We start from the raw sequence: 11985 nt of genomic DNA on the forward strand, positions 1-11985 counted from the left end.
TCGAAGTGCCAGGGGAGCTACCCCGGCTCACAATTCCAAGAATAGAGCCACTTCGATGAGCCTGAAAAAATCCCTGCCAGTATGCCTGGCACTCAGCTTCGCCTCGCTTGCCGTACCAGCAGCAGAGGGCCCTCCACCACCATCGGTGAGTGAACCCAGCGGTATCAATCTGGGCGGCACCAGTTTCTACGACGGTTTCGCGGGGCCGCCCGGCCTGTCCCACCTGACCTATCTGAAATTCAGCACCGCACGCAGCATCAGGGACAATGCAGGCAAGGATAATGGCGCCTTCGATAATCCGAAGATCAACGTCATCTCGCTGATCAACCAACTGAGCTATTACTCACCCGATACCATCGGCGGTGGTGCACACCTGGGCTGGAGCTTATTGGTGCCCATCATCTCCCTGGACGGTGACTTTGGCGACAACGGTGCCAAGCTCCAGGATAACGGCACAGGGCTTGGTGATGTCACGGTAGGGCCGCAGATCCAGTTCGACCCGATCGTCGACGCCCACGGCAGGCCCGTGTTTGTGCAGCGTCTGGCTTTCGACACCATCCTTCCAACCGGCAAATACGATAAACATAAAGACCTGAACCCAGGCTCCAACTACTTCTCTCTGAACCCCTACTGGGCCGCGACCTGGATGCCGGCGCCTCGTTGGGAAGTGAGCTGGAGGCTGCACTACCTGTACAACTTCAAGAACAACGATCCGGCGAGCAGTTCGACGCAACTTTTCGAGGGCCAGCCTGTGCGCGACACCCAGGCAGGACAATCGGCGTGGGCCAACTTCACGGCCTCGTATGAAGTGGTCCCCAACGTATCCGTCGGGATCAACGGGTACTACTTCAGGCAAATATCAGATGACGAGGTTAACGGAGGTCGGCTGAGCAACTCTCGGGAAAAGGTGCTGGGCATTGGCCCGGGCCTGTTCTGGAAAATCAGCGATGGCCAGGGCTTCTGGCTGAACACCTATAAAGAGACCGGCGTCGAGAACCGCGCGCAAACGGATTACGCCGTCCAGATCCGATACGCCCACACATTCTGACCGATGTGCGCCCACTCGTGCATGAGCGGGCCCTTTCACCCGAGGTGATGTTTCATGAACGCGCTCGACTCCATTGACAGTAAAAAATCATTGGCCGCTATCTGCCTGATGATGGTCATTTCCTTAGGGACGTTGCAAATCCAGCCTATTCTGGGCGGAGCCTTTATCGACCAACTCGGTTTGCCACTGAATGCCATCGGCGCCATTTTTGCGGCAGAACTGATTGCGATGGCCGTCGCCTGCGGCGTTTGCGCCATGTTGATGGCCAGCGTCGACCGGCGCCGCTTTGCCCTGATTGCCTTGCTGATGCTGGTACTCGGCAATCTGGCCAGTGCTCAACTGCATAGCCAGGGGTTGTTACTGATCTGCCGAATGATATGCGGCGCAAGCGGTGGCGCGGTCATGGCCGTTGTCTACGCCACCGCAGCCCTGCGCACATCCAAGGATTCGACGTTCGCGGTGATAAACATCGGCAACCTGCTCTGGGGGATGCTGCTTGTGAGTTCCATGCCGGTGATTCTGAAATCATTCGGCGTGGCCGGGGCGTTTTATCTCTTGGCCATCGCCAGTGCCCTGGCGATGGTTGGTAGCTGGAGAGTGCCGAGGAGCTACCCCGAGGCACATCGGGCAGCGAGCGGCTCGATCCCGCCTTTCGGGCTCACATCGATCTTACTGCTGATGCTTTTTACGCTGCTGTTTTTTGGCCATTCCGCACTGTGGGTTTATCAAGAGCGCATTGGTAAAGGCATTGGCCTGGAACCGCAACAGATCGGTGCAATACTGGGGGGCAGCATCCTTGCCGGAGCCCTTGGAGCGGCACTGGCCGGACTTATCGGCAGACGCCTTGGGTTGCTGTTTCCGCAGCTACTGAGCTTCGGCACGGCGCTGATTGCGACTCTGGTCATGGTCTATGGCAATACCCCTGTCGCATTTGCGGTCACTGCCTGCCTGATCCATGCAGTATGGTTTTTCAGTCTGCCTTACTTACTGTCCATGGCGGCCGAGCTGGACCCTTCCGGCCGACTGGCCGGGCTGGGTAACGCCGCGATTTTCGTTGGTCAGGGGCTCGGCCCGTTTGGCGCGGCACTCGTGGTAGGCGAAGGACAATTCCGCGCCGTCGGATGGCTGGCGGCCTCGGCCTACCTGACAGCCCTGGTTATCTCGTGTCTGCTCGTTGCACGTTTTCGTCGTGACGCGAAGCCTTGCACCACAGCACTGTCGCCTCAGTCGACCTGACCTGATATCAAACAGGAACCCCGTCAATGAACAATCGATACCCATCTTCAGAGGTTATGCCGATGACCACCCCGTTTCCCCAAACCCCTGAATTTTCCGGCGCGCTCTATGCACCCAGTCGGGTAGAAGCCGAGGTGTTCGACCTGGAGATTGAAGGCACCCTTCCCGCTTCGATCCGTGGCGTTTTTTATCAGGTTGCGCCAGACCCGCAATACCCGCCGATGCTGGGCTCGGATATTTTCTTCAATGGCGACGGAATGGTCAGCGCGTTCTACTTTGCCGATGGCAAGGTGTCGATGCGACGTCGCTACGTAAAAACCGACCGGTTGATGGCTCAGCGCCGCGAAGGTCGCTCGCTCAATGGAATCTATCGCAACGTCTACACCAATGATCCACTGGCGGCGAAGAACAACACCACCGCCAATACCAGCGTTGTCGCTCATAACGGTGTGCTGCTTGCACTCAAAGAAGATGCCATGCCCTGGGCAATGGATCTTGAAACACTGGAAACCCTCGGCGAGTGGAATTTTGACGGGCAGATCGAATCAGCGACGTTCACCGCCCACCCCAAGCTCGACCCGGTAACAGGAAACCTCTTGGCCTTCAGCTACGAAGCCAAAGGTGACGGCACACCTGACCTGGCCTATTTCGAACTGTCGCCCGACGGAAAGCTGTTGCACCAAATCTGGTTCCAGGCGCCGTACGCAGCCATGGTTCATGATTTCGCGGTGACCGAACACTACGTGGTGTTCCCGCTGATTCCGTTGACGACCGACCTCGAGCGTATGAAGAAAGGTGGCCAGCATTTCCAATGGCAACCCGATCTGCCTCAGCTCTTCGCCGTCGTACCACGCAATGGGCGCGGAGAGGACGTTCGATGGTTCAAGGGCCCCAAGGACGGTTTCCAGGGCCATACGCTCAACGCGTTCGATGAGGGCGACAAGGTTTACGTAGACATGCCGGTCACCGGCGGGAATATCTTTTACTTCTTTCCCCAGGCCGACGGTCATGTCCCGCCCCCCGAAACACTGGCTGCCAGCCTGATGCGCTGGACCTTCGACCTGACCAGCACGCAGGAGGACATTCAACCGCAGCCATTGACGGATTACCCCTGCGAATTCCCAAGGTGCGATGACCGCTACATCGGTCGAAAATATGAGCACGGCTTTGTGCTCGCGTTCGATCCAGAGCGCCCGTACAACCCGGCGAATGGGCCGATTCCGTTTCAATTCTTCAATCTGCTGGCCCATGTGAACCTGAAAACAGGCACTACCGATGCCTGGTTTCCCGGTGACAGCGGATGCTTCCAGGAGCCCATTTTCATTCCGCGCTCCCCTGATGCGCAGGAGGCGGATGGCTACGTCGTTTCCGTTCTCAATCACATCGCGGACGGTCGCAGCGAGCTTGTAGTTCTGGATTCTCGTGACATGGAGAATGGCCCCATTGCACGAATCAAAGTGCCGTTCCGGATGCGCATGTCGCTACATGGTTGCTGGGTGCCGAGCAAACAATGAAACCATGGGCGGCCCACTGAAATGACAGGAAGCCTGTGATTCACCAGGCCGGGATACGGCCCCTGCCCTGACCTTCCAAACACGTCACTGTCTCGTATTGCCTGTTCCGGAGGGTCGGCAAAATGCTGCCAAAAATACATAAAAAAGCATAATTCCTGCATTTTGGGATTTTTAATAAATCCCGCTTTACAGGATTAATCTCCACAACTAGATTGAACCTCAACCGCCGCGGCTTACCTGCCGCCATAGCTGCATGAGCAGTGCCGAGCTTCTCTGCTCCCTGCGCATGCGCTGATCCTCTATCAAGGAGCACTCAATGAAACTCGCGAGCTTTATTGTTAAAGGCCGTAGCACCTACGGCGTCGTCGATGGCGAGCACGTCATCGATCTGGAGTCGGTCAAGCAATCCTTCGGCACCGATCTCAAGCAGGCTATCGCCAACAATCGCCTGGCCGAACTGAGCCACGAGGTCCTGGCGAGCCTGCCTCGTATCCCATTGGCTGAAGTAACTTTTCTACCCGTTATCCCGAACCCGGGCAAAGTGCTGTGCATTGGCATCAACTACGCCACACACGTGCGTGAAACCGGCCGTGAAATGCCGACCTACCCGATGATTTTCACTCGTTTCGCTGACAGCCAGACTGCCCACCTGCAACCCATCGTTCGCCCGAAGGCCTCGCACAAGCTTGATTTTGAAGGCGAGCTGGCGGTGGTGATCGGCAAACCGGCGCGTCACGTCAAGCAAGCCGACGCGCTGGACTATGTCGCCGGTTACGCCTGCTACAACGACGGCAGTGTCCGCGACTGGCAGAAACACACCATTCAATTCGTGCCGGGCAAGAACTTCCCGAACACCGGCGGCTTTGGCCCTTGGCTGGTCACCCGCGACGAGATCGGTGATCCGCAGGACCTGGAACTGACTACCCGCCTCAATGGCGAAGTCATGCAGCACACCAGCACCAGCGACATGATTTTCGACGTCCGCGCACTGATCGAATATTGCTCCACCTTCACCGAACTGGCCCCCGGCGATGTGATTGTCAGCGGCACCACCGGCGGCGTCGGCGCGTTCCGTGAACCGCCGGTATGGATGAAACCGGGCGATGAAGTCGAGATCGAAATTTCGCGAATCGGCATCCTGCGCAACAGCATCGTCGACGAGCAGTAAGCCATGGCCACACTCCGCGAATCAGAACAATTGCCGGTGCAGGATATCGACAGTAAAGGTTCTAGCCTGGAGCGCATGCTGCGGGTACTCGATCTGTTTACCGAAGAGAGTCCGATCTGGGCTGTCGATGACATGGGCGGTGCATTGGGGTTTACCCGTTCAACCATCTACCGCTATGTGCGCGAACTGGCCGAGGCCAACTTGTTGTTCCAGGTCGGGGCCGGACGGTACGCCCTGGGCGCGAGAATCATTACCTGGGACCGTCAGTTGCGACTGAGCGACCCTTTGGTGCGCGCCGCACAATCATTGGAGCCAAGCCTCCCACGCTGGAGCGAGCAGCAGATCTGGCTGATCTGCCGCCTGTTCAAGGACCAGGTGGTCTGCATTCATCAATACGGCGATTTGTTCAGCGAGGTCAGCTACTCACGCGGCTCACCGAGGCCGTTGTTCCTGGGGGCGACCTCCAAGGCCATCCTCGCCAACATGACCTCGCGTCAACACAGCCAACTCTTCCTGGAAAACCCCAATGAGGTGCGCGCCAGCAACCTTGGTCAGACCTGGGAGCAGTTCCGCCGCTCGCTGCAGCGTCTTCGTCATCAGGGCTATGTGGCCAGCGCCGGCGAAGTCGACGCTGGCGTCTATGGCCTCGCCGCTCCGATCTTCGATGGCGATGGCAAAGTCGTCGGCAGCATCAGCTGCGTGCGCCCGATTCAGGAACGTGACAGCACTCAGGAAGAACAGCAAGGACAGCAGATCCTTGCCCTGGCGCAAAACCTGTCGCAACTCATGGCTGCACTCGCCAACCGCCCCAAGCCATTGGACTGAGCCATCCGGAAGGGAACAACAACAATGACACCCCTCAAAAAAATCAGTACGCACGTCTTGATCATCGGCGCCGGGCCCACCGGGCTGACCCTGGCCAACTTGCTTGGCCAAGCCGATGTGGACACCTTGATCATTGATCGCAAGCCGGACACCGTGACCGAGCCGCGGGCCGTTTCGATCGATGACGAATCCTTGCGCACCATGCAGGCCGTCGGATTGGATGAAGCCGTGTTGCGAGATGTAGTGCCGGGCTATGGCGTGCACTATTTCACTCGGCCCGGTGGCCGCTGCTTCGGCAAAGTCGAGCCCACCGGCAAGTTGTATGGGTTCCCCAAGCGCAATGCATTTCGCCAGCCATTGTTTGAACACACCCTGAAAATGGGCCTTGAGCGCTTTGCCAACCTGAAGGCACGGTTCAGCCATGAGCTGCTGGAATTCAGTCAGGATAAGCATGGCGTACGCGCACTGATCCGTGACACAGACGGCGAAACAGTCGAAGTCCATGCGGCCTATCTGGTCGCCTGCGACGGTGGTCGTAGCCCGGTGCGCAAGCAACTCGGAATCGAGATGGTTGGCTCAAGCTTCTCCTCGCGCTGGCTGGTGGTCGACACTGATCAGGATGACGATCCGTTCTGGCAAACGCGTGTGTACTGCGATGCACGCCGTCCCGTCGTTGAAGTACCCGGCCCCCACCGCACACGCCGCTTCGAGTTTCTGCTCAAGCCGGACGAAACCGATGAGCAGGTACTCGGCGATGCTCGCCTGCAAGCGTTGCTTCATCCCTTCAAGGGCAACACCCCGGCGTCCATCGTGCGCAAGACCGTTTATACCTTCCACGCCCGGGTTGCCGAACGGTGGCAAGTGAACCGCGTGTTTCTCGCCGGCGATGCCGCGCATCTGACCCCTCCCTATGCCGGACAGGGCATGAACAGCGGTGTTCGCGATGCCCATAACCTGGCCTGGAAACTGATCGGCGTGCTGAAGGGCAAAATGGCTGAAACGGCTCTACTGTCTTACGAAAGCGAGCGTCGCGATCACGCCTGGGCACTGATCAGACTGGCCTTGAACCTCGGCGTGGTCATGGCGCCGGCAACTGTCTTGCGCGCTCGTTTGATCAGCGGTGCATTTGCTTTGATCGGCCTGCTGCCACCGTTGCGGGACTATTTCCTGCAAATGCGCTTCAAGCCTAAACCCCGATTCACCAAAGGGCTGGTACTGACCGAAGGTAAAGCCGGGAAACTGTCCTGCGGGCACATGTTCCCTCAACCGATGCTCACCGATGCTCAAGGCCAGGAATTTCTGCTCGATGACTCGATCGGTGCAGGCTTCGCCTTGATTCAGTACGGCGACCACAGCCGCCAACGCATCGACGAACTCCAGCATGGCTTATGGTTCCACCTCGAAGCCAAGCGCATTCTGATCCTTCCCGAGCCTGTCAAAAACATGCCTTCGATGCCTGGCTGCACAGTGCTTCATGACCGCCAGGGTTTGCTCAAAGAAATACTGGGCGATTCAAACACGTTCTTGCTGCTGCGCCCGGATCGCTATATCGCCGCCATTTTCGATAAGGCCGGCGAAACAAAGGCTGCCGAGTCGCTGCAGTCGCTGTTCGGCATCGCGCAGGCGCGAAACCAGACAGCCGAGTCGAGTATCGCGCCGGTCTTTCCCTGAACCCTTAAAGCTACGGAGGTGTTTATGCAAACTCTACAGACCTGCACCCCTGCGCGCCTGTGCTACCTGCATCTGGCAAGCAAAGAGCCGCAACGACAAATCGATTTCTACCGGCGCATGCTGGACATGGAAGGCCTGGCACAGCCCGATGGCAGCTGGATACTCAGTGGCCCGCAACGCGCCATGCTCGTGTCGCCCGCCGATCACAGCGGCCTGCTCGCGGCGGCCTATGACCTGGGCGATCAGGCTCGGCTGGGAGAACTGCGCGCCCGCCTGAACGAGAATGGCTGTGCTGTGGAAGACATCGACTCGCCGTTGCTCGAACCGGATGCCTTTGTGCTTCGTGACCCTCAAGGCCGACAAACGATATTTGGCGTGTCCCGCATTGATCCCGGTGTCGACCGTCAAGGCATGCCGGGCCGCTTGCAGCACGTGGTATTCCAGACCACTGAACTGGAAGCCATGATCGATTTCTACGTCAATAAGGTCGGGTTTACGGTATCGGACAATGTCGTCGACGAGCAGACCGGCCAGCTCATGGTGTGCTTCCTGCGCTCGGACGATGAGCATCATTCGCTGGCATTTTTCCGCGGTTCGAAAAACGAATGGGATCACCACTGTTACGAAACCAATGAATGGAATGATATCCGCGACTGGGGTGATCGCTTCGCCAAGGAACGCATCACCATTTTCTTCGGCCCCGGCCGGCATGGGCCGGGCAACAATCTGTTCTTTATGGTCGTCGATGCCGATCGCAACCGCCTGGAGTTTTCCGCCGAACTCGAAATGACCGATGCCGCCCGCCAACCCGGTGTCTGGCCGCAGGAGGAGTACACACTCAATTCCTGGGGGCGCGCCTGGATCAGAAGCTGAGCACATTTCTTCAGACAAGGTTTTGCATCATCCATGTCCTTAATCGACGCGGCCACCTGCCTCCAAAGGTAAGACTATGACGACTCAACATTTGCCCCTCTACACCATCAACGGCGACCAATACATCAATGGCACCTGGCGTACAGGTCGTTCCTCGCGGCGCCTGGATGACCGTAACCCTTTCAATGGCGAGCAACTGCTGGAAATGCCACTGGCCTCGATTGCCGATCTCGACGATGCCTATCAGGCTGCACATCGTGCGCAAACAGCGTGGGCACAGCTGCATCCGACACAGCGCAGCGCGCAACTGGAGAAACTCGCTCACGTCATCCTGAACCGCCGCGATGAAATCATCGACTGGCTGATTCGTGAGTCCGGCAGCACGCGCATCAAGGCGAGCATGGAATGGCAGTTCACCCTGAACCTGGTGCGTGAGTGCGCAACGTTGCCGATGCAGGTTGAAGGACGGATCCTGACGAGCTACAAGCCCGGTGAACAGAGCTTTGTCTTCCGTGAACCGCTGGGTGTTGTCGGGGTGATCAGCCCATGGAATTTTCCGTTGTACCTGAGCATGCGTTCGGTGGTCCCGGCACTCGCGCTTGGCAACACAGTGGTGCTTAAACCCGCCAGCGACACGGCAGTAACAGGCGGCCTGCTGATTGCTCATTTGTTCGAAGACGCAGGCTTCCCGGAGGGTTCGCTCAATGTCGTGGTCGGTGCAGGTTCGGAGATCGGCGATGCCTTCGTCGAACACCCGGTGCCAAGCCTGATTTCCTTCACCGGCTCAACCGATGTCGGTCGCAATGTCGGCCGGATTGCGACTGGCGGCAAACACATCAAGCGCGTTGCGCTGGAGTTGGGCGGCAATGCTCCACTGGTGGTCCTGGATGATGCGGATATTGATATAGCCGCGCACGCGGCAGTGGTCGGGCGTTTCCTGCATCAGGGCCAGATCTGCATGAGCGTCAACCGGGTGATCGTCGACCGCTCGCTGTATGCGGACTTCACCGCGCTGGTGGTGGAGCGAGTGCGCAAGCTCAAGACCGGCGACCCGGCCCACCCAGACACCGTGATTGGGCCGGTGGTCAATCAGAACCAGCTCGATGGCCTGTTGCGTAAAATCGATGCCGCCGAGAACGCGGGCCTCAAGCGGTTGTGTGGCGGCCCAGCGTCCGGGTTGGTGTTGCCTGCGCATGTCTTCGGTGAAGTCGGGGCCGATCAGGAACTGGCACGTGATGAAACCTTCGGGCCGTTGCTGCCGCTGCTGATCGCAGAAAACGAAGCGCATGCGTTGGAGTTGGCCAACGCCAGCGAATATGGCCTGTCCAGCGCGGTATTCACCCAGGACATGGCCCGAGGCTTGAACTTCGCCCGTGGCATCGTGGCCGGGATGACCCATATCAACGACATCACCGTCGACGACCAGCCCAATGCGCCCTTCGGCGGCGAAAAGAACTCCGGCCTCGGGCGTTTCAATGGTCACTACGCCCTGGATGAATTCACCCGCGCCCATTGGGTCACCTGGCAACCGGGGAGCCACCACTACCCTTTCTGACTCTTGATCGATACTGACCGGACTAAAATTGGGCAAGTGTTGACCCACTTGCCCAATCAACAAAAACAATAAGAAAAGAGGCGAAAAGATGAGTCATTTAGCCTGTGTGTCCACCGATCAAGTTGTTCGCTCCGACCGGCTGATGAAGTGGAAAGAGTTCATGAGCGATCACTTGGGTCGCACGCCGGACTACATCAAGCGTCTGGAATCGACGTTCATCGACCCGTTGCATAACAGCAACTTTCAAGGTCGGCTGGAATATGGCGATCTGGGTCAGCTCGGCTTCTGCCGCATGACCGCCAGTGCCCATCGCTACTCACGCCATCTGAGCAAAGCGGTCGACTCACCCGATACACCGCGCATGCTGATTCTGCAGATCGCCGGCGTCAGTCATTTCGAACAAGGTCGGCACAGCAGCGCATTAGCGCCTGACGAGATGCTGTTGGTCGACAGCGGCCAGCCCTTCAGTGTCACCAGCACTCAAGGTTGCGAACATTTTATCCTGCTCTTCAAGGGTCCGGCCGGACAGCCACCGCAAGCGGGCGATGTTCACCTGAACGGGCGCAATGGATTGGGCCGCATGTTGATGCATCTGATCAGTGATGCGTACAGCCAGTACCCACTGCTCAACAATCATTCGGCCGAACTGATCGGCAACAGTATCGTGGGGCTTCTGGATAACGCCCTGAAGAACAAACAGGAAGAAAAACAACTCGAACACGATTTCCGCTTCTTCAAGCAAAACCGCCTCAAGGCATATATCGAGCGCCACCTGGCCGACCGCGACCTGACCATCGAGCGCATCGCCAGCGTCGAGCAATGCTCGGTGCGCAGTTTGCACCGCGCATTTCAGGAGGAGCTCGGCTGCAGCATCAGCGAATACATCTGGCAACGGCGCCTGTCGCGCTGCGCCGAAGATCTGCGCAGCCGGGAACATGCCCATCGCTCACTCACCGACATCGCCTTTGCCTGGGGCTATGGCAGCAGTGCTCATTTCAGCAGACAGTTCAAATCGGCGTTCGGCATGTCGCCCAAGCTGTTCCGCGATACCCAGGCCCGCTCCTGACGCCGGTAAGTCAAGCCATTCATGAGCCATCCGGCCCTTGACCTTGCGTCACCTGCTGCTCGCCCATTGTGATGCGGGTGCACAACAGGTACTGGCCCCGCAAAACACATTCACTTGGGAGGTAGATGTGTCCCGCCACAAAGTCTGCGTAAAATACGGCGTCGATGCCGAATCCAATACAAAAACAGACTCATCATCCCTGTGATCAATACCACCGGTGAATTGTGGCTCCCCCCTACTTTCAATGCCTGAATGATCAACCATGAGCGGGAGTTCACGGATCTCAACTGCCCGTACAAAGACGCTTTGCAGGTTATGCCTGTCGATCTCGCTGCTGACTGCCTGTCACGCGAGTAGCGCGCCCTTGCCGCTCGAACTGTATATCCCGGACGCTCCACCCCTGACGTTCGTCGATGGCTCCAAAGGCCACGGCATGGTTGGCGAGGCCGTAATGACCGCCATTGCCAACGCCGGCTATGTCGCGCATGTCCATGTGCTTCCCTGGGCCAGATCGCAGAAACACGTCAGCGAGACTCAGGACATCCTGATCGCCCCTTTGTCACGCACACCAGAACGTGAGGATCGCTTCACCTGGATCGCGCCGATCATGCCCATGGAGCGCGCTTTTTTCAGCCTTGACCGGCCAGTGAACAGTTTCGAGCAAGCGAAGCAAACCTACCGGGTGATCGGCGTCGGCCTGGGCAGTGCGCAGGAGGAAATCCTCCGTGAACAAGGCTTCAGCGACGAGCAGATCCACCCCCTGACCATTGGCGACAACCCCGCGCAGATGCTCTTGAAAGGTCGCATCGATGCCTGGTTCAACGGTGTCCCGGAGAGTCGATACATCTGGCCGAAAGTGTCTGAACATACACTGCACATGAGCCCTGTCATGAGCCGAGCGGACCTCTACCTGGCTTGCTCGAAGCAGTGCTCCGCCCAACTGGTGCAAGACTTGCGCGCGGCGGTTGAAACGCTTCGCGATGACGGCACCCTGGCGCGCATACAAAAGCGCTATTTGTCGCCATAGGA

The 11985-nt window shown here is 58.2% G+C and carries 10 protein-coding genes; all 10 read left to right on the top strand.

What is annotated here, in order from left to right; all coding sequences use genetic code 11:
* Positions 1-55: 55 nt before the first annotated feature.
* The 10 genes from PSH69_RS16415 to PSH69_RS16460 all read left to right on the top strand — a co-directional run bounded on the left by PSH69_RS16415 (position 56) and on the right by PSH69_RS16460 (position 11983).
* Positions 56-1048, top strand: coding sequence for a transporter (locus tag PSH69_RS16415; RefSeq protein ID WP_028940724.1), 993 nt, complete (start codon positions 56-58; stop codon positions 1046-1048).
* A gap of 54 nt (positions 1049-1102) precedes the next feature.
* A complete protein-coding gene (locus PSH69_RS16420; protein ID WP_305409090.1) occupies positions 1103-2284 on the top strand; it encodes an MFS transporter in 1182 nt (393 codons plus the stop codon).
* A 62-nt stretch (positions 2285-2346) separates the two neighbouring features.
* Positions 2347-3798: a carotenoid oxygenase family protein gene (locus PSH69_RS16425; RefSeq protein ID WP_305412838.1), complete on the top strand. Its 1452-nt coding sequence runs from the start codon at positions 2347-2349 to the stop codon at positions 3796-3798.
* A gap of 316 nt (positions 3799-4114) precedes the next feature.
* On the top strand, positions 4115-4966 hold the full coding sequence (locus tag PSH69_RS16430) for a fumarylacetoacetate hydrolase family protein (protein WP_305409091.1): 852 nt from the start codon (positions 4115-4117) through the stop codon (positions 4964-4966).
* A 3-nt stretch (positions 4967-4969) separates the two neighbouring features.
* A complete protein-coding gene (locus PSH69_RS16435; protein ID WP_305409092.1) occupies positions 4970-5791 on the top strand; it encodes an IclR family transcriptional regulator in 822 nt (273 codons plus the stop codon).
* Between the two features lie 24 nt (positions 5792-5815).
* Positions 5816-7462 (top strand): bifunctional 3-(3-hydroxy-phenyl)propionate/3-hydroxycinnamic acid hydroxylase, encoded by a 1647-nt coding sequence (locus PSH69_RS16440; protein ID WP_305409093.1) that lies wholly within the window; start codon positions 5816-5818, stop codon positions 7460-7462.
* Positions 7463-7486: 24 nt separating this feature from the next.
* A complete protein-coding gene (locus PSH69_RS16445; protein WP_305409094.1) occupies positions 7487-8335 on the top strand; it encodes a VOC family protein in 849 nt (282 codons plus the stop codon).
* A 76-nt stretch (positions 8336-8411) separates the two neighbouring features.
* On the top strand, positions 8412-9890 hold the full coding sequence (locus PSH69_RS16450; RefSeq protein WP_305409095.1) for an aldehyde dehydrogenase family protein: 1479 nt from the start codon (positions 8412-8414) through the stop codon (positions 9888-9890).
* Positions 9891-9978: 88 nt separating this feature from the next.
* A complete protein-coding gene (locus tag PSH69_RS16455; protein WP_305409096.1) occupies positions 9979-10956 on the top strand; it encodes a helix-turn-helix domain-containing protein in 978 nt (325 codons plus the stop codon).
* A 262-nt stretch (positions 10957-11218) separates the two neighbouring features.
* Positions 11219-11983 (top strand): ABC transporter substrate-binding protein, encoded by a 765-nt coding sequence (locus tag PSH69_RS16460; protein WP_305409097.1) that lies wholly within the window; start codon positions 11219-11221, stop codon positions 11981-11983.
* The last annotated feature ends 2 nt before the right edge of the window (positions 11984-11985 follow it).

This window comes from Pseudomonas sp. FP1740 (genome assembly GCF_030687165.1).
Taxonomy (GTDB): domain Bacteria; phylum Pseudomonadota; class Gammaproteobacteria; order Pseudomonadales; family Pseudomonadaceae; genus Aquipseudomonas.